The following is a 20,394-nucleotide window of genomic DNA, read 5'->3' as shown; positions in this document are numbered from 1 at the left end:
TCGATGCCGTCTGAATCCGTTTCAGACGGCATTTTTGTTTTCGGATAAAATAGGCGCGTCCAAAGGAATCTGCCTATGATGTCGCCCGAAACCCAGAAACAGCTCAAAATCACCGATGTTTCCGCCAAGAAGCTCGACAAACTCAACCTCCATACCGCGTGGGATTTGGTGTTGCACCTGCCGCTGCGTTACGAGGACGAGACGCACATTATGCCGATTAAGGACGCGCCGATTGGCGTGCCGTGCCAGGTCGAGGGCGAGGTTATCCATCAGGAAGTAACGTTCAAACCGCGCAAGCAGTTGATTGTCCAAATCGCCGACGGTTCCGGCAGCGTCCTTTTTCTGCGCTTCATCCACTTTTACGCCAGCCATCAGAAACAGACGGCGGTCGGCAAACGCATCCGCGCCGTGGGCGAAATCAAACACGGCTTTTACGGCGACGAGATGATTCATCCCAAAATCCGCGATGCCGAGGGCGGCGGTTTGGCGGAAAGCCTCACGCCGGTTTACCCGACCGTAAACGGTTTGAACCAGCCCACTTTGCGCCGTATTATTCAGACGGCGTTGGACGTTACGCCGCTGCACGACACGCTGCCCGATGCCCTGCTGTGCCGTCTGAAGCTGCCACACCTCGCCGAAAGCCTGCGTCTTTTGCATTCGCCGCCGCCGAGTTTCACGATTCATCAGCTTTCAGACGGCACGCTGCCTGCATGGCAACGGCTCAAATTCGATGAACTTTTGGCGCAACAGCTTTCGATGCGCTTGGCGCGACAGAAGCGTATCGGCGGCACGGCGGCGGCATTGGGCGGCGACGGCACATTGACCCAAGCCCTGCGCCACGCCTTACCGTTTGCCCTGACTGATGCACAAGAAAAAGTTGTTTCCGAAATCTGCCGCGATATGGCGCAAACCTACCCGATGCACCGCCTGCTGCAAGGCGATGTCGGCAGCGGCAAAACCATCGTCGCCGCCTTGTCCGCGCTGACCGCCATCGAATCCGGCACGCAGGTGGCTGTAATGGCGCCCACTGAAATCCTTGCCGAACAACATTTTATTAAATTTAAACAATGGCTCGAACCTTTGGGTATTGAAGTTGTCCGCCTTTTTGGCAGTTTGCGTAAAAAAGCCAAAGACGAAGCCAAAGCCAAACTCGCCGACGGCAGCGTCAAAATCGCCATCGGCACGCACGCCCTGTTTTCAGACGGCGTGGCGTTTCACAATTTGGGCTTGACCATTGTGGACGAACAGCACCGTTTCGGCGTTGCCCAACGCCTCGCCCTCAAAAACAAAGGGCGTGAAGTCCATCAGCTGATGATGTCCGCCACGCCCATCCCGCGCACGCTTGCGATGAGTTTTTTCGCCGATTTGGACGTGTCCGTCATCGACGAATTGCCGCCCGGGCGCACACCGATTAAAACGCGCCTCGTCAACAACGTCCGCCGCGCCGAAGTCGAAGGCTTCGTCCTCGGCACTTGCCGAAAAGGGCGGCAGGCGTATTGGGTCTGCCCATTGATTGAAGAAAGCGAAACCCTGCAACTGCAAACCGCCGCCGAAACCCTCGCCCGGCTTCAGACGGCATTGCCCGAACTCAATATCGGACTGGTACACGGGCGCATGAAGGCCGCCGAAAAGGCCGAAGTGATGGCGCGGTTTTCTTCGGGGGGGCTGAACGTCTTGGTCGCCACCACCGTCATCGAAGTCGGCGTAGATGTGCCCAATGCCGCCCTGATGGTCATCGAACACGCCGAGCGCATGGGCTTGGCGCAGCTGCACCAATTACGCGGTCGGGTCGGGCGCGGCGCGGCAGAAAGCGTGTGCGTCCTCCTGTTTGCCGAACCCTTGGGCGAACTCGCCAAAGCGCGGCTGAAAGTCATCTACGAACACACCGACGGCTTCGAAATCGCCCGCCAAGACCTCAATATCCGCGGCCCGGGCGAGTTTCTCGGCGCGCGCCAAAGCGGCGTGCCTATGCTGCGTTTCGCCAAACTCGAAGAAGACCTGCACCTTTTGGAACAGGCGCGCGAAACCGCCCCTTTGCTGATTGAGCAAAACCCCGAAATCGTCGAAGCGCATTTGGCAAGATGGCTTTCCGGCAGGGAAGGTTATTTGGGCGTGTGAGCAAAATGCCGTCTGAAATATTAGAAAAAAAAGTGTAACGGAAATCTGATTTTTTATAGTGGATTAACAAAAATCAGGACAAGGCGACGAAGCCGCAGACAGTACAAATAGTACGGAACCGATTCACTTGGTGCTTCAGCACCTTAGAGAATCGTTCTCTTTGAGCTAAGGCGAGGTAACGCCGTACTGGTTTTTGTTAATCCACTATATTATTTTTGACACATTTTCATGATTTCAAATCCCGTTATTCCCAAGTGGACGGAAACCCGATAATGGGAAGCCGCAGAGACTTATCGGGAAAACGGCAAGCCCTCCGCCGTCATTCCCGCGCAGGCGGGAATCTAGAAATAAAAAACCACGGTGTTATCGGCAATGACTGAAACCGGAGAAATGACGAAATTGAAGCGTGCGGAAATGTGTCGGAAATCGCTGAAGCCGGATAAACTAGATTCCCGCTTTTGCGGGAATGACGGGATTTTAGGTTTTTGGTTTGTTTTCGCGGCAATGATGGGATTTTAGGTTTTTGGTTTGTTTTCACGGCAATGATGGGATTTTAAATTGCAGGTATTTACCGGGAAAAACGGCAAGCTCTCCGCCGTCATTCCCGCGCAGGCGGGAATCTAGAAATGAAAAACCACGGTGTTATCGGAAATGATTGAAACCGGAGAAATGACGGAATCGAAGCGTGTGGAAATGTGTCGGAAATCGCTGAAGCCGGATAAACTAGATTCCCGCTTTTGCGGGAATGACGGGATTTTAGGTTTTTGGTTTGTTTTCGCGGCAATGACGGGATTTTAGGTTTTTGGTTTGTTTTCACGGCAATGATGGGATTTTAAATTGCAGGTATTTACCGGGAAAAACGGCAAGCCCTCCGCCGTCATTCCCGCGCAGGCGGGAATCTAGAAATGAAAAACCACGGTGTTATCGGCAATGACTGAAACCGGAGAAATGACGAAATTGAAGCGTGTGGAAATGTGTCGGAAATCGCTGAAGCCGGATAAACTATAGTGGATTAAATTTAAATCAGGACAAGGCGACGAAGCCGCAGACAGTACAGATAGTACGGCAAGGCGAGGCAACGCTGTACTGGTTTAAATTTAATCCACTATAGATTCCCGCTTTTGCGGGAATGACGGTATTTTAGATTTTTGTTTTCGCGGAATAATGAGCCAAAAGCCGTCTGAACCTAAAAAACCGCCACTTTCAGATGGCATCAAAAAACCGCAGGCACGATACCTGCGGTTTGCCGTTTGCGTTTCAGGGGAGCAGGGGGATTGCGTCCAAGCCGTGTGTTTCCTTCAGTCCGAACATGATGTTCATATTTTGCACCGCCTGTCCCGCCGCGCCTTTGACGAGGTTGTCGATGACGGAAAGGACGACCCACACATCGGATTGCGCCGCCTGTTGGATGCTGATGCGGCAGAGGTTTGCGCCGCGCACGCTGCGGGTTTCGGGTGTCGAACCGGCGGGCAGGATGTCCACGAACAGGCTGTCGCGGTAATAGTCGCGCAGGATGGTTTCGGGGCAGATGCCGTCTGAAAGGTGGAGGTAAACGGTGGCGTGCATACCGCGTATCATCGGCGCGAGGTGCGGCGTGAACACGAATCCTTCGGCGATGCCGTCCTGAAGCCCGGCGATGGTCTGCCTGATTTCGGGCAGGTGGCGGTGTCCGGCTATGCCGTAGGCTTTGAAGTTGTCGCCGGCTTCGCACAACAGCGAACCGACATTGCCTTTCCTGCCCGCGCCGGACACGCCGGATTTGCAGTCGGCAATCAGCGGCATACCGGGCTTCAGACGGCATTGCCGCAACAGCGGCACGAGCGGCAGGGATACGCAGGTCGGGTAGCAGCCGGGGTTGGCGACGAGGCGTGCCTGTGCGACGGCTTCGCGGTTGAGTTCGCTCAATCCGTACACGGCTTGGGAAACGAGGTCGGGGGCGGCGTGGGTCATGCCGTACCAGTGTTCCCAGGTCGGAATGTCCCGTATGCGGAAGTCGGCGGAAAGGTCGATGACGCGCACGCCCTGTTCAATCAGGCGCGGCGCGTCTTTCATGGCGATGCCGTTGGGCGTGGCGAAGAAGACGATGTCGCATTGTTCCAAACCTGCCTCGTCGGGCGTTTGGAAGGCGAGGCCGTACACGCCGCGCAAACTCGGAAAGTAATCGGCAACTGCAGTTCCCGCTTCGCTGCGGCTGGTTACGGCGGCGACTTCGACATCGGGATGGGCGGCAAGCAGGCGCAGCAGTTCCACGCCCGTGTAGCCCGTCGCGCCGACAATGCCGACTTTGATTTTTTTACTCATGGTTTTTCCTTTGTGTGGTTGGCGGGTATGCCGTCCGAACGCTGTCCGACGGCTTGTCCGACGGGGTTTTGATTGGCGGCGGAAGGACGGTACACAAAGCGTTTGAAAAGCGTGTCTAATTTAATGGCATCCGCCTCTGTTTTTAAAACCCAGCCCTGCCGTCCGGAATAAACATAACCGTAGGCGCGAAAGTCGGCAGGATATTTCGGTGCCTGCCCCAAACCCAAACCGTATGCGGCGAAAGCGGTGGTCGTGGAGAAGGAAAGCAGGAGGAGGACGAGGGTTTTCATAAGGTTCCAAACCGAACGGGGCGATGAAGCCCGATTATAGCAAAAGGTCGTCTGAAAACCGTTTTCAGACGACCTTTTATTTAATTACAATAAAAATGTTAACAACAAAAAACAAACCGCTTTTTTTCGTTTGGAAACAAAACAAATTTTTATAGTGGATTAAATTTAAACCAGTACAGCGTTGCCTCGCCTTGCCGTACTATTTGTACTGTCTGCGGTTTCGTCGCCTTTTCCTGATTTTTGTTAATCCACTATAACAAAATTGGCAACAATTCCTTGACGCACACACAAAAAAAACTTTAATATTTGTAAATATATGTAACATTATAAATTTTAAATATTTTCTGAGTAAGGGGAAGTAATGAGCATCCATCTCGACTTCGGCATTAGTCCTAAAACGTTCCGACAGACTTATCTGTATCAAAAGCCCAAGCTCTTTAAAGGAGCGGTTCGGAATCTCGAATCCGCATCTTGGAAAGATATCAACGAGATATACCAACGAGCAGACCCAACCGCACCGCTGTTTCATCTGCGTAAAAAAGGCGCAATCGTTCCTAAAGAAGAATACGTCGAAAGTTTCGACGATTTGGGCAAAACTCGCTACCGTTTTATTAAATCCGTTATCTACGAACATATGAAGAATGGTGCGTCGTTAGTCTATAACCATATTAACAACGAGCCGTTTTCAGACCATATCGCCCGTCAAGTCGCCCGCTTTGCCGGCGCACATACTATTGTTAGTGGATATCTTGCTTTTGGCAGCGACGAATCTTATAAAAACCATTGGGACATCCGAGATGTGTATGCCATCCAGCTTTTCGGCAAGAAACGTTGGCAACTTACTGCCCCTGATTTCCCTATGCCATTGTATATGCAACAGACTAAAGATACTGATATTTCCATTCCTGAACATATCGATATGGATATTATCCTTGAAGCAGGTGATGTCCTCTACATCCCGCGCGGTTGGTGGCACAGACCTATCCCGCTCGGCTGTGAAACCTTCCACCTCGCTGTCGGTACCTTTCCGCCCAACGGCTATAATTACCTCGAGTGGCTAATGAAGAAATTCCCCACCATAGAAAGTCTGCGCCACAGTTTCTCAGACTGGGAGCAAGATAGGACGCGTATCAACGATACTGCCGCACAAATTGCTGCCATGATTGCCGACCCCGTCAATTACGAAGCCTTCAGTGAAGACTTCCTCGGCAAAGAACGTACCGATACCGCTTTTCATCTCGAACAGTTCGCGAATCCCAACGCTACTCCGCTTTCAGACGACGTCAGGTTGAGATTAAATGCCAATAATTTGGATACGTTGGAAAAGGGATATTTGATTGGGAATGGGATGAAGATAAGCGTAGATGAGTTGGGGAAAAAAGTGTTAGAACACATCGGTAAGAATGAACCGTTATTGTTGAAAAATCTACTGGTTAACTTCAATCAGGGAAAATATGAAGAAGTTAGGAAGTTGATTTATCAGTTGATAGAGTTAGATTTTCTGGAAATTTTGTGAGGGATTCTATGAAAAACTGGAAGCAATTTACATTTTTCGTAATATTAGTAATAGCTTGTTATCAAGTGCTATATTTTTTATCAGATATGTTTCTTCTCGACTACATTAACAAATATAGTTGGAATTTGAATTTTATTCAGGGTACTTTGAATTTTTTTTCAATATATCTGCCATATGTTTTTGTTAGCCGAATTTTTAGGAATACCAACCAAGAAAAGGAGTATAAAAATGATTGAACTTCAACTTCATGAATTGAAGCTGGTTTCAGGGGGAGGTCCTGTAACAGACAATATAGCTGGAAATGTAGCTAATGCTGCCACAACCAAAGGAGGTCCCACATGGGGGGATTTGGTTGCAATACCTGCTGCCGCAGCGGCAGTTTATTATCTGCCGAAAAATGCTTACGGTGCTGCTGGTGCAAATGGTGTATACAATGTGACTCGTAATTGGGTAAATGATGCCGTTAATGCACCTCCTTATAACGGAAGACCAATCTTTGAGATTGAACATGGATTAACTGCTCCCGCAACAAAAGCAGATAAATCAGGAAACGGCTACACTGACGGTACAGATTACTGCTGATATTTCTCATCGTCCAGACAATCTCTAGGGGTCGTCTGAAACTTTCTTAACTTCAATTTTATGAATAGACCCAAGCAACCCTTCTTCCGTCCCGAAGTCGCCGTTGCCCGCCAAACCAGCCTGACGGGTAAAGTGATTCTGACACGACCGTTGTCATTTTCCCTATGGACGACATTTGCATCGATATCTGCGTTATTGATTATCCTGTTTTTGATATTTGGTAACTATACGCGAAAGACAACAGTGGAGGGACAAATTTTACCTGCATCGGGCGTAATCAGGGTGTATGCACCGGATACGGGGACAATTACAGCGAAATTCGTGGAAGATGGAGAAAAGGTTAAGGCTGGCGACAAGCTATTTGCGCTTTCGACCTCACGTTTCGGCGCAGGAGGTAGCGTGCAGCAGCAGTTGAAAACGGAGGCAGTTTTGAAGAAAACGTTGGCAGAACAGGAACTGGGTCGTCTGAAGCTGATACACGAGAATGAAACGCGCAGCCTTAAAGCAACTGTCGAACGTTTGGAAAACCAGGAACTCCATATTTCGCAACAGATAGACGGTCAGAAAAGGCGCATTAGACTTGCGGAAGAAATGTTGCAGAAATATCGTTTCCTATCCGCCAATGATGCAGTGCCAAAACAAGAAATGATGAATGTCAAGGCAGAGCTTTTAGAGCAGAAAGCCAAACTTGATGCCTACCGCCGAGAAGAAGTCGGGCTGCTTCAGGAAATCCGCACGCAGAATCTGACATTGGCCAGCCTCCCCCAAGCGGCATGAGACAGAACAAAGCTGGCTTGAACGCACCATTGCCGATATTTCTCAAGAAGTTTTGGATTTTGAAATGCGCTCTGAACAAATCATCCGTGCAGGACGGTCGGGTTATATAGCAATACCGAACGTCGAAGTCGGACAGCAGGTTGATCCTTCCAAACTGCTCTTGAGCATTGTTCCCGAACGTACCGAGCTATATGCCCATCTATATATCCCCAGCAGTGCAGCAGGCTTTATCAAGCCGAAAGACAAGGTTGTCCTACGTTATCAGGCATATCCCTATCAAAAATTCGGGCTTGCTTCCGGCAGTGTCGTATCAGTAGCAAAAACGGCACTGGGCAGACAGGAATTGTCGGGATTGGGCATGGTATCCTCCGATTTGGCGAAGAGCAACGAACCTGTTTATCTCGTGAAAATAAAACCCGACAAACCAACCATCACTGCATACGGTGAGGAAAAACCGCTGCAAATCGGCATGACGTTGGAAGCAGACATCCTGCACGAGAAACGGCGGCTGTACGAATGGGTATTGGAGCTGATTTATAGTATGTCGGGCAAACTGTAAGACTTGAGGCTGAAAGATAAAGAAGTTGTCTGAAACCTTTTCAGACGACCAGAAGACAATAAAAAACACAAACTTCAAAACTGCCTGAAACCATCCTCTTTTACAGGCACTCCGTCTGTAAAAGCAAGGATAGGGCATCTGCCCTTTTGATTGTTTGATTAACGATACAAGGAGTTTCAAAATGAGAGTTTTATAGTGGATTAACAAAAACCAGTACAGCGTTGCCTCGCCTTGCCGTACTATTTGTACTGTCTGCGGCTTCGTCGCCTTGTCCTGATTTAAATTTAATCCACTATATGTGTTCATGAAATGACTTGGGTCGGAGGCTCAGGTAATGCGTAACAAAGCTCATATTATTGCGAAATTTGCGAATCTGCAGGGCTTAACGATACGGGAAATCCTGATAAATCTTTAGGATTGCCAAACAATACGTTCAGTAATCCGCCTGGTTGGGGAGCTACAATCGGAGCTTTAGCAGGTAGCCGCATAGGGATGCCTGAATTTGGTACGTTTGCGAGCCATGCCATTGAAAATTTCGACTGGTCATGGTATCGACGTTATAGGGAAATTGCCGAAACGATTGAACGAGAATATTCAGGCGGTTTGCCTTAATAGTTGAGGAGGTCATGATGTTTGCCAAACATTATCAATTCATCGCACTCGGCATCATGCTGCTTCTTTATATGTTGATTCTCTATACGACCGATTTTTCCAATCTGACGTATTGGATGCTGTTTTTTATCTGTTTTATTACAGGAAAAATATTAGCTCGTTTGTTAGAGAAAAGCTTTAAATAAAATAGCAGCTAGTCGCAAAAGGTCGTCTGAAACCTTTTCAGGCGGCCTTTCTAAAATACATCCAACTTCCTAATCCCTATTTTTCAAAAAGGAAATCTATGCCCCATCTGCAAAACCTGTCTTTGGGCTTAAAGAAAAAGCTGCCTGTTATCCTGCAAACAGAAATATCAGAATGCGGCTTGGCATGTCTGGCGGCTGTGGCGGGATTTCATGGTTTCCATACGGATTTACGCGCACTGCGTTCAAAATACTGTCCGAGACCTTTGCAAAATTCCCCAAAATCCCCTAAATGTCTTGGTGGGAATTTTGGGGAATTTTGCAAAGGTCTCATTCTATAACTGTAAATACTTTTAAATTTATGACAAAATAGTAAATATTGCTAAAATAATATTGATGTCATGAAATTTTTTCCTGCTCCATGTCTGTTGGTTATCCTGGCTGTCATACCCCTTAAAACCTTAGCTGCCGATGAAAACGATGCAGAACTTATCCGTTCCATGCAGCGTCAGCAGCACATAGATGCTGAATTGTTAACTGATGCAAATGTCCGTTTCGAGCAACCATTGGAGAAGAACAATTATGTCCTGAGTGAAGATGAAACACCGTGTACTCGGGTAAATTACATTAGTTTAGATGATAAGACGGCGCGCAAATTTTCTTTTCTTCCTTCTGTGCTCATGAAAGAAACAGCTTTTAAAACTGGGATGTGTTTAGGTTCCAATAATTTGAGCAGGCTACAAAAAGCTGCGCAACAGATACTGATCGTGCGTGGCTACCTCACTTCCCAAGCTATTATCCAACCACAGAATATGGATTCGGGAATTCTGAAATTACGGGTATCAGCAGGCGAAATAGGGGATATCCGCTATGAAGAAAAACGGGATGGGAAGTCTGCCGAAGGCAGTATTAGTACATTCAATAACAAATTTCCCTTATATAGGAACAAAATTCTCAATCTTCGCGATGTAGAGCAGGGCTTGGAAAACCTGCGTCGTTTGTCGAGTGTTAAAACAGATATTCAGATTATACCGTCCGAAGAAGAAGGCAAAAGCGATTTACAGATCAAATGGCAGCAGAATAAACCCATACGGTTCAGTATCGGTATAGATGATGCGGGCGGCAAAACGACCGGCAAATATCAAGGAAATGTCGCTTTATCGTTCGATAACCCTTTGGGCTTAAGCGATTTGTTTTATGTTTCATATGGACGCGGTTTGGTGCACAAAACGGACTTGACTGATGCCACCGGTACGGAAACTGAAAGCGGATCCAGAAGTTACAGCGTGCATTATTCGGTGCCCGTAAAAAAATGGCTGTTTTCTTTTAATCACAATGGACATCGTTACCACGAAGCAACCGAAGGCTATTCCGTCAATTACGATTACAACGGCAAACAATATCAGAGCAGCCTGGCCGCCGAGCGCATGCTTTGGCGTAACAGGTTTCATAAAACTTCAGTCGGAATGAAATTATGGACACGCCAAACCTATAAATACATCGACGATGCCGAAATCGAAGTGCAACGCCGCCGCTCTGCAGGCTGGGAAGCCGAATTGCGCCACCGTGCTTACCTCAACCGCTGGCAACTGGACGGCAAGTTATCTTACAAACGGGGTACCGGTATGCGCCAAAGTATGCCCGCACCGGAAGAAAACGGCGGCGGTACTATTCCAGGCACATCCCGTATGAAAATCATAACCGCCGGATTGGATGCAGCGGCCCCGTTTATGTTGGGCAAACAGCAGTTTTCCTACGAAACCGCTATCCATGCACAATGGAACAAAACGCCTTTGGTTGCCCAAGACAAGTTGTCTATCGGCAGCCGCTACACCGTTCGAGGATTTGACGGTGAACAGAGCCTTTCCGGAGAGCGTGGTTTCTACTGGCAGAACACTTTGGGCTGGCATTTCCATCCGCGCCATCAATTCTATCTCGGCGCGGACTATGGTCGGGTATCGGGCGAAAGTGCCCAATATGCCTCGGGCAAGCGGCTGGCGGGTGCAGTGGCCGGCTTCAGAGGCAGCCATAAAGTAGGCGGTATATTTGCTTATGACTTATTTGCCGGCAAGCCGCTGCACAAGCCCGAAGGTTTTCAGACGGCCAACACCGTTTACGGCTTCAACTTGAATTACAGTTTCTAACCTCTGAATTTTTTTACTGATATTTAGACGGTCTTTCCTTATCCTCAGACCGTCAAACTTTACCTACGTACTTGGCGCGCAGTACGTTCATCTTCAAAATGGAATAGACATGAATAAAGGTTTACATCGCATTATCTTTAGTAAAAAGCACAGCACCATGGTTGCAGTAGCCGAAACTGCCAACAGCCAGGGCAAAGGTAAACAGGCAGGCAGTTCGGTTTCTGTTTCACTGAAAACTTCAGGCGACCTTTGCGGCAAACTCAAAACCACCCTTAAAACCTTGGTCTGCTCTTTGGTTTCCCTGAGTATGGTATTGCCTGCCCATGCCCAAATTACCACCGACAAATCAGCACCTAAAAACCAGCAGGTCGTTATCCTTAAAACCAACACTGGTGCCCCCTTGGTGAATATCCAAACTCCGAATGGACGCGGATTGAGCCACAACCGCTATACGCAGTTTGATGTTGACAACAAAGGGGCAGTGTTAAACAACGACCGTAACAATAATCCGTTTCTGGTCAAAGGCAGTGCGCAATTGATTTTGAACGAGGTACGCGGTACGGCTAGCAAACTCAACGGCATCGTTACCGTAGGCGGTCAAAAGGCCGACGTGATTATTGCCAACCCCAACGGCATTACCGTTAATGGCGGCGGCTTTAAAAACGTCGGCCGCGGTATCTTAACCACCGGTACGCCTCAAATCGGCAAAGACGGTGCCTTGACGGGATTTGACGTGCGCCAAGGCACATTGACCGTCGGTACGTCAGGTTGGAACGACAAAGGCGGAGCCGATTACACCGAAGTGCTTGCCCGTGCGGTTGCTTTGCAGGGGAAATTGCAGGGTAAAAACCTGGCGGTTTCGACCGGCGCACAGAAAGTAGATTACGCCAGCGGTGAAATCAGCGCAGGAACGGCAGCAGGTACGAAACCGACCGTTGCCCTCGATACTGCCGCATTGGGTGGTATGTACGCCGACAGCATTACCCTGATTGCCAATGAAAAAGGCGTGGGTGTCAAAAATGCGGGCACACTCGAAGCGGCCAAGCAATTGATCGTTACTTCCTCCGGCCGTATTGAAAACAGCGGCCGCATCGCCACCACTGCCGACAGCACTGAAGCATCACCGACTTATCTCTCCATCGAAACCACCGAAACAGGCGCAGCAGGCGCATTTATCTCCAATGGCGGCCGGATAGAGAGCAAAGGCTTATTGGTTATTGATACCGGGGAGGACATCGGTTTGCGTAACGGAGCGGTCGTTCAAAACAACGGCAACCGCCCTGCTGCTACGGTATTAAATGCCGGCCGTAATTTGGTTATCGAAAGCAAAGCAAATGTGAACAATGCTAAAGGTTCGACCAATCTGTCGACCGGCGGCCGTACCGTCATCAAGGAGGCCAGTATTCAGACTGGCACTACCGTATACAGTTCCAGCAAAGGCAACGCCGAATTAGGCAATAACACACGCATTACCGGGGCAGATGTTACCGTATTATCCAACGGCACCATCAGCAGTTCCGCCGTAATAGATGCCAAAGACACCGCACACATCGAAGCAGGCAAACCGCTTTCTTTGGAAGCTTCAACAGTTACCTCCGATATCCGCTTAAACGGAGGCAGTATCAAGGGCGGCAAGCAGCTTGCTTTACTGGCAGACGATAACATTACTGCCAAAACTACCAATCTGAATACTCCCGGCAATCTGTATGTTCATACAGGTAAAGATCTGAATTTGAATGTTGATAAAGATTTGTCTGCCGCCAGCATCCATTTGAAATCGGATAACGCTGCCCATATTACCGGCACCAGTAAAACCCTCACTGCCTCAAAAGACATGGGTGTGGAGGCAGGCTCGCTGAATGTTACCAATACCAATCTGCGTACCAACTCGGGTAATCTGCACATTCAGGCAGCCAAAGGCAATATTCAGCTTCGCAATACCAAGCTGAACGCAGCCAAGGCTCTCGAAACCACCGCATTGCAGGGCAATATCGTTTCAGACGGCCTTCATGCTGTTTCTGCAGACGGTCATGTATCCTTATTGGCCAACGGTAATGCCGACTTTACCGGTCACAATACCCTGACAGCCAAGGCCGATGTCAATGCAGGATCGGTTGGTAAAGGCCGTCTGAAAGCAGACAATACCAATATCACTTCATCTTCAGGAGATATTACGTTGGTTGCCGGCAACGGTATTCAGCTTGGTGACGGAAAACAACGCAATTCAATCAACGGAAAACACATCAGCATCAAAAACAACGGTGGTAATGCCGACTTAAAAAACCTTAACGTCCATGCCAAAAGCGGGGCATTGAACATTCATTCCGACCGGGCATTGAGCATAGAAAATACCAAGCTGGAGTCTACCCATAATACGCATCTTAATGCACAACACGAGCGGGTAACGCTCAACCAAGTAGATGCCTACGCACACCGTCATCTAAGCATTACCGGCAGCCAGATTTGGCAAAACGACAAACTGCCTTCTGCCAACAAGCTGGTGGCTAACGGTGTATTGGCACTCAATGCGCGCTATTCCCAAATTGCCGACAACACCACGCTGAGAGCGGGTGCAATCAACCTTACTGCCGGTACCGCCCTAGTCAAGCGCGGCAACATCAATTGGAGTACCGTTTCGACCAAAACTTTGGAAGATAATGCCGAATTAAAACCATTGGCCGGACGGCTGAATATTGAAGCAGGTAGCGGCACATTAACCATCGAACCTGCCAACCGCATCAGTGCGCATACCGACCTGAGCATCAAAACAGGCGGAAAATTGCTGTTGTCTGCAAAAGGAGGAAATGCAGGTGCGCCTAGTGCTCAAGTTTCCTCATTGGAAGCAAAAGGCAATATCCGTCTGGTTACAGGAGAAACAGATTTAAGAGGTTCTAAAATTACAGCCGGTAAAAACTTGGTTGTCGCCACCACCAAAGGCAAGTTGAATATCGAAGCCGTAAACAACTCATTCAGCAATTATTTTCCTACACAAAAAGCGGCTGAACTCAACCAAAAATCCAAAGAATTGGAACAGCAGATTGCGCAGTTGAAAAAAAGCTCGCCTAAAAGCAAGCTGATTCCAACCCTGCAAGAAGAACGCGACCGTCTCGCTTTCTATATTCAAGCCATCAACAAGGAAGTTAAAGGTAAAAAACCCAAAGGCAAAGAATACCTGCAAGCCAAGCTTTCTGCACAAAATATTGACTTGATTTCCGCACAAGGCATCGAAATCAGCGGTTCCGATATTACCGCTTCCAAAAAACTGAACCTTCACGCCGCAGGCGTATTGCCAAAGGCAGCAGATTCAGAGGCGGCTGCTATTCTGATTGACGGCATAACCGACCAATATGAAATTGGCAAGCCCACCTACAAGAGTCACTACGACAAAGCTGCTCTGAACAAGCCTTCACGTTTGACCGGACGTACGGGGGTAAGTATTCATGCAGCTGCGGCACTCGATGATGCACGTATTATTATCGGTGCATCCGAAATCAAAGCTCCCTCAGGCAGCATAGACATCAAAGCCCATAGTGATATTGTACTGGAGGCTGGACAAAACGATGCCTATACCTTCTTAAAAACCAAAGGTAAAAGCGGCAAAATCATCAGAAAAACCAAGTTTACCAGCACCCGCGACCACCTGATTATGCCAGCCCCCGTCGAGCTGACCGCCAACGGTATCACGCTTCAGGCAGGCGGCAACATCGAAGCTAATACCACCCGCTTCAATGCCCCTGCAGGTAAAGTTACCCTGGTTGCGGGTGAAGAGCTGCAACTGCTGGCAGAAGAAGGCATCCACAAGCACGAGTTGGATGTCCAAAAAAGCCGCCGCTTTATCGGCATCAAGGTAGGTAAGAGCAATTACAGTAAAAACGAACTGAACGAAACCAAATTGCCTGTCCGCGTCGTCGCCCAAACTGCAGCCACCCGTTCAGGCTGGGATACCGTGCTCGAAGGTACCGAATTCAAAACCACGCTGGCCGGTGCCGACATTCAGGCAGGTGTAGGCGAAAAAGCCCGTGTCGATGCGAAAATTATCCTCAAAGGCATTGTGAACCGTATCCAGTCGGAAGAAAAATTAGAAACCAACTCAACCGTATGGCAGAAACAGGCCGGACGCGGCAGCACTATCGAAACGCTAAAACTGCCCAGCTTCGAAAGCCCTACTCCGCCCAAATTGTCCGCACCCGGCGGCTATATCGTCGACATTCCGAAAGGCAATCTGAAAACCGAAATCGAAAAGCTGTCCAAACAGCCCGAGTATGCCTATCTGAAACAGCTCCAAGTAGCGAAAAACATCAACTGGAATCAGGTGCAGCTTGCTTACGACAGATGGGACTACAAACAGGAGGGCTTAACCGAAGCAGGTGCGGCGATTATCGCACTGGCCGTTACCGTGGTCACCTCAGGCGCAGGAACCGGAGCCGTATTGGGATTAAACGGTGCGGCCGCCGCCGCAACCGATGCAGCATTCGCCTCTTTGGCCAGCCAGGCTTCCGTATCGTTCATCAACAACAAAGGCGATGTCGGCAAAACCCTGAAAGAGCTGGGCAGAAGCAGCACGGTGAAAAATCTGGTGGTTGCCGCCGCTACCGCAGGCGTAGCCGACAAAATCGGCGCTTCGGCACTGAACAATGTCAGCGATAAGCAGTGGATCAACAACCTGACCGTCAACCTAGCCAATGCGGGCAGTGCCGCACTGATTAATACCGCTGTCAACGGCGGCAGCCTGAAAGACAATCTGGAAGCGAATATCCTTGCGGCTTTGGTCAATACCGCGCATGGAGAAGCAGCCAGTAAAATCAAACAGTTGGATCAGCACTACATAGTCCACAAGATTGCCCATGCCATAGCGGGCTGTGCGGCAGCGGCGGCGAATAAGGGCAAGTGTCAGGATGGTGCGATAGGTGCGGCTGTGGGCGAGATAGTCGGGGAGGCTTTGACAAACGGCAAAAATCCTGACACTTTGACAGCTAAAGAACGCGAACAGATTTTGGCATACAGCAAACTGGTTGCCGGTACGGTAAGCGGTGTGGTCGGCGGCGATGTAAATGCGGCGGCGAATGCGGCTGAGGTAGCGGTGAAAAATAATCAGCTTAGCGACAAAGAGGGTAGAGAATTTGATAACGAAATGACTGCATGCGCCAAACAGAATAATCCTCAACTGTGCAGAAAAAATACTGTAAAAAAGTATCAAAATGTTGCTGATAAAAGACTTGCTGCTTCGATTGCAATATGTACGGATATATCCCGTAGTACTGAATGTAGAACAATCAGAAAACAACATTTGATCGATAGTAGAAGCCTTCATTCATCTTGGGAAGCAGGTCTAATTGGTAAAGATGATGAATGGTATAAATTATTCAGCAAATCTTACACCCAAGCAGATTTGGCTTTACAGTCTTATCATTTGAATACTGCTGCTAAATCTTGGCTTCAATCGGGCAATACAAAGCCTTTATCCGAATGGATGTCCGACCAAGGTTATACACTTATTTCAGGAGTTAATCCTAGATTCATTCCAATACCAAGAGGGTTTGTAAAACAAAATACACCTATTACTAATGTCAAATACCCGGAAGGCATCAGTTTCGATACAAACCTAAAAAGACATCTGGCAAATGCTGATGGTTTTAGTCAAAAACAGGGCATTAAAGGAGCCCATAACCGCACCAATTTTATGGCAGAACTAAATTCACGAGGAGGACGCGTAAAATCTGAAACCCAAACTGATATTGAAGGCATTACCCGAATTAAATATGAGATTCCTACACTAGACAGGACAGGTAAACCTGATGGTGGATTTAAGGAAATTTCAAGTATAAAAACTGTTTATAATCCTAAAAAATTTTCTGATGATAAAATACTTCAAATGGCTCAAAATGCTGCTTCACAAGGATATTCAAAAGCCTCTAAAATTGCTCAAAATGAAAGAACTAAATCAATATCGGAAAGAAAAAATGTCATTCAATTCTCAGAAACCTTTGACGGAATCAAATTTAGATCATATTTTGATGTAAATACAGGAAGAATTACAAACATTCACCCAGAATAATTTAAAGGAAAAATTATGAAAAATAATATTTTTCTAAACTTAAATAAAAAATCTATAAATAACAACCATTTTGTTATTTCGATTTTTTTTGAAACAATTTACCAATTTGAAACTAAAGATACGCTTTTAGAGTGTTTTAAAAATATTACAACTACCGGACATTTTGGAGTAATAGGTGCTCAATATGAAAAAATAGATGCTACCAGATGGATTGGAGATTATGAAGAGGTAAATGGATTTGAGTATATTGATAAAGCTCCTTCTATTTATTTTTCAGTTGGAGATGATTTCAATCCTGAAGAATTAATTATACCTATTAATTTAGCATATCATTACTTTAATATTGCAATATCTGATTTCTTAATAGCTCACCCTGAATATCAAAAAAAGTGTAAAGAAATACAAAAAACATATTCTCAAACAAACTGTAGCCTGCATGAAACCTAAAATCCATGCGTAAGGTGTGTGCTTCAGCACGCACGCGTTCCATGATTTACGGCTCAATGCCGTCTGAAAAGCTCACAATTTTTCAGACGGCATTTGTTATGCAAGTAAATATTCAGATTCCCTATATACTGCCCAGACGCGTGCGTGCTGAAGACACCCCCTACGCTTGCTGCAGAACTTTCGGGTAAAACCGGTGTGAGCATTAGCGCACCGTATGCCAATGAGAACAGTCGCATCCTGCTCAGCACCACGGATATCAGTTCGGAAAACGGCAAAATCAAAATTCAATCTTACGGTGACCAATATTACTATGCGAGACAGAGCGAACTCTATACCTTTGAACGCCGCAGCTACAAAACTGGCAAATGGTACAACCGCAAACACATTACCGAAGTCAAAGAACACAAAAACGCCAAGCCCGACGCAGTAAACCTCAGCGCATCCCAAGGCATCGACATCAAATCTGGTGGCAGCATCGACGCCTACGCCACCGCATTCGATGCCCCCAAAGGCAGCATTAACATCGAAGCCGGGCGGAAATTGACACTCTATGCCGTAGAAGAGCTCAACTACGACAAACTAGACAGCCAAAAAAGGCGCAGATTTCTCGGCATCAGCTACAGCAAAGCACACGACACCACCACCCAAGTCATGAAAACCGCGCTGCCCTCAAGGGTAGTTGCAGAATCAGCCAACCTCCAATCGGGCTGGGATACCAAACTGCAAGGCACACAGTTTGAAACCACACTGGGTGGCGCAACCATACGCGCAGGCGTAGGTGAGCAGGCACGGGCAGATGCCAAGATTATCCTCGAAGGCATCAAAACCACGATCCACAACGAAACCGTGAGCAGCAGCAAATCTGCTCTATGGCAAAAACAGGCAGGACGGGGCAGTAACATCGAAACCTTGCAATTGCCGAGTTTCACCGGTCCCGTTGCGCCCGTACTGTCCGCACCCGGCGGTTACATTGTCGATATTCCCAAAGGCAATCTGAAAACCGAAATCGAAAAGCTGGCCAAACAGCCCGAATACGCCTACCTGAAACAGCTTCAGACGGCCAAGAACGTCGATTGGAAACAGGTGCAGCTGGCCTACGACAAATGGGACTATAAACAGGAAGGCTTGACCGGAGCCGGTGCAGCGATTGTGGTGATTATTGTAACCGCTCTAACTTATGGATACGGAGCGGCTGCAGCGGGTAGCGTAACTGCCGCAGGAAGTAGTACAGCCGCAGCTGCAACAACGACAGCGGCAGCAACTACCACTGTTTCTACTGCAGCTGCCATGCAAACCGCAGCTTTAGCCTCCTTGTATAGCCAAGCAGCTGTAGCCATCATCAATAATAAAGGCGATGTAGGCAAAGCATTAAAAGATCTCGGCACCAGTGATACGGTCAAGCAGATTGTTACTTCCGCACTGACGGCGGGTGCATTAAACCAGATGGGAGCAGATATTGCCCAATTGAACAGCAAGGTAAGAACCGAACTGTTCAGCAGTACGGGCAATCAAACCATTGCCAACCTTGGAGGCAGATTGGCCACCAACCTCAGCAATGCAGGTATCTCAGCTGGTATCAATACCGCCGTTAACGGCGGCAGCTTGAAAGACAACTTAGGCAATGCCGCATTGGGAGCATTGGTTAATAGCTTCCAAGGGGAAGCCGCCAGCAAAATCAAAACAACCTTCAGCGACGATTATGTTGCCAAACAGTTCGCCCACGCTTTGGCGGGTTGTGTTAGCGGACTGGTACAGGGAAAATGTAAAGATGGGGCAATTGGCGCAGCAGTTGGGGAAATCGTAGCTGAATCCATACTTGGCGGCAGAAACCCTGCTACACTCAGCGATGCAGAAAAGCATAAAGTTATCAGTTACTCGAAGATTATTGCGGGCAGCGTGGCGGCACTCAACGGCGGCGATGTGAATACTGCGGCGAATGCGGCTGAGGTAGCTGTGGTGAATAATGCTTTGAATTTTGACAGCACCCCTACCAATGCGAAAAAGCATCAACCGCAGAAGCCCGACAAAACCGCACTGGAAAAAATCATCCAAAGTATTATGCCTGCACATGCGGCAGGTGCGATGACTAATCCGCAGGATAAGGATGCTGCCATTTGGATAAGCAATATCCGTAATGGCATCACAGGCCCGATTGTGATTACCAGCTATGGAGTTTATGCAGCAGGTTGGACAGCTCCGCTGATCGGTACAGCTGGTAAAGCAGCTATCAGCACCTGCATGGCTAATCCTTCTGGTTGTACTGTCATGGTTACGCAGGCTGCTGAAGCGGGCGCGGGAATCGCCACGGGTGCGGTAACGGTAGGCAACGCTTGGGAAGCGCCTGTGGGGGCGTTGTCGAAAGCGAAGGCGGCCAAGCAGGCTATACCAACCCAGACAGTTAAAGAACTTGATGGCTTACTACAAGAATCAAAAAATATAGGTGCTGTAAATACACGAATTAATATAGCGAATAGTACTACTCGATATACACCAATGAGACAAACGGGACAACCGGTATCTGCTGGCTTTGAGCATGTTCTTGAGGGGCACTTCCATAGGCCTATTGCGAATAACCGTTCAGTTTTTACCATCTCCCCAAATGAATTGAAGGTTATACTTCAAAGTAATAAAGTAGTTTCTTCTCCCGTATCGATGACTCCTGATGGCCAATATATGCGGACTGTCGATGTAGGAAAAGTTATTGGTACTACTTCTATTAAAGAAGGTGGACAACCCACAACTACAATTAAAGTATTTACAGATAAGTCAGGAAATTTGATTACTACATACCCAGTAAAAGGAAACTAACTA

At 48.1% G+C, this 20,394-nt stretch carries 10 protein-coding genes and 3 pseudogenes; 11 read left to right on the top strand and 2 right to left on the bottom strand.

Annotated elements, in window-relative coordinates; translation table 11 throughout:
* Window positions 1–75 precede the first annotated feature (75 nt).
* Window positions 76–2,118, top strand: a complete 2,043-nt coding sequence (recG, locus tag IUJ45_RS04290) for an ATP-dependent DNA helicase RecG (protein ID WP_002234254.1) — start codon at window positions 76–78, stop codon at window positions 2,116–2,118.
* Window positions 2,119–3,109: 991 nt separating this feature from the next.
* A pseudogene (locus IUJ45_RS04285) lies at window positions 3,110–3,226 on the top strand (IS5/IS1182 family transposase); the annotation flags it as partial.
* 149 nt (window positions 3,227–3,375) lie between these two features.
* Here the strand turns inward: IUJ45_RS04285 and argC are convergent.
* Window positions 3,376–4,419, bottom strand: coding sequence for an N-acetyl-gamma-glutamyl-phosphate reductase (argC, locus tag IUJ45_RS04280; protein WP_002234253.1), 1,044 nt, complete (start codon window positions 4,417–4,419; stop codon window positions 3,376–3,378).
* Entirely contained in the window at window positions 4,416–4,709 is a 294-nt protein-coding gene (locus IUJ45_RS04275) for a hypothetical protein (protein WP_002214458.1), read from the bottom strand. Before IUJ45_RS04275 ends, argC begins: the two co-directional genes overlap by 4 nt.
* Window positions 4,710–5,070: 361 nt before the next feature.
* On the opposite strand from IUJ45_RS04275, the gene IUJ45_RS04270 reads away from it, so the two are divergent.
* From IUJ45_RS04270 to IUJ45_RS04225, 9 genes and pseudogenes are all read left to right on the top strand, one after another.
* The gene (locus IUJ45_RS04270) at window positions 5,071–6,225 is read left to right on the top strand and encodes a cupin domain-containing protein (RefSeq protein ID WP_082308635.1); all 1,155 of its coding nucleotides are present in this window, start codon (window positions 5,071–5,073) and stop codon (window positions 6,223–6,225) included.
* A gap of 8 nt (window positions 6,226–6,233) precedes the next feature.
* A complete protein-coding gene (locus tag IUJ45_RS04265; RefSeq protein ID WP_002234251.1) occupies window positions 6,234–6,461 on the top strand; it encodes a hypothetical protein in 228 nt (75 codons plus the stop codon).
* Window positions 6,454–6,807: a hypothetical protein gene (locus IUJ45_RS04260; RefSeq protein ID WP_002234250.1), complete on the top strand. Its 354-nt coding sequence runs from the start codon at window positions 6,454–6,456 to the stop codon at window positions 6,805–6,807. Before IUJ45_RS04265 ends, IUJ45_RS04260 begins: the two co-directional genes overlap by 8 nt.
* Before the next feature lie 60 nt (window positions 6,808–6,867).
* Window positions 6,868–8,143 (top strand): annotated as a pseudogene (locus tag IUJ45_RS11275) (HlyD family secretion protein).
* 895 nt (window positions 8,144–9,038) lie between these two features.
* Window positions 9,039–9,191: pseudogene (locus IUJ45_RS04245) on the top strand (cysteine peptidase family C39 domain-containing protein); the annotation flags it as partial.
* A 147-nt stretch (window positions 9,192–9,338) separates the two neighbouring features.
* A complete protein-coding gene (gene hrpB, locus IUJ45_RS04240; RefSeq protein ID WP_002246393.1) occupies window positions 9,339–11,081 on the top strand; it encodes a two-partner secretion system transporter HrpB in 1,743 nt (580 codons plus the stop codon).
* 109 nt (window positions 11,082–11,190) lie between these two features.
* The gene (locus IUJ45_RS04235; protein WP_002249444.1) at window positions 11,191–17,136 is read left to right on the top strand and encodes a two-partner secretion domain-containing protein; all 5,946 of its coding nucleotides are present in this window, start codon (window positions 11,191–11,193) and stop codon (window positions 17,134–17,136) included.
* A 15-nt stretch (window positions 17,137–17,151) separates the two neighbouring features.
* The gene (locus tag IUJ45_RS04230; protein WP_002214437.1) at window positions 17,152–17,583 is read left to right on the top strand and encodes a hypothetical protein; all 432 of its coding nucleotides are present in this window, start codon (window positions 17,152–17,154) and stop codon (window positions 17,581–17,583) included.
* Window positions 17,584–17,727: 144 nt separating this feature from the next.
* The gene (locus IUJ45_RS04225; RefSeq protein ID WP_014580961.1) at window positions 17,728–20,391 is read left to right on the top strand and encodes a DUF637 domain-containing protein; all 2,664 of its coding nucleotides are present in this window, start codon (window positions 17,728–17,730) and stop codon (window positions 20,389–20,391) included.
* Window positions 20,392–20,394 lie beyond the last annotated feature (3 nt).

Source organism: Neisseria meningitidis, assembly GCF_022869645.1.
In the GTDB taxonomy this organism is placed as follows: Bacteria; Pseudomonadota; Gammaproteobacteria; order Burkholderiales; family Neisseriaceae; genus Neisseria; species Neisseria meningitidis.
The sequence above is the reverse complement of the archived record's forward strand: the minus strand, read 5'-3'. Positions and strand labels throughout refer to the sequence as shown.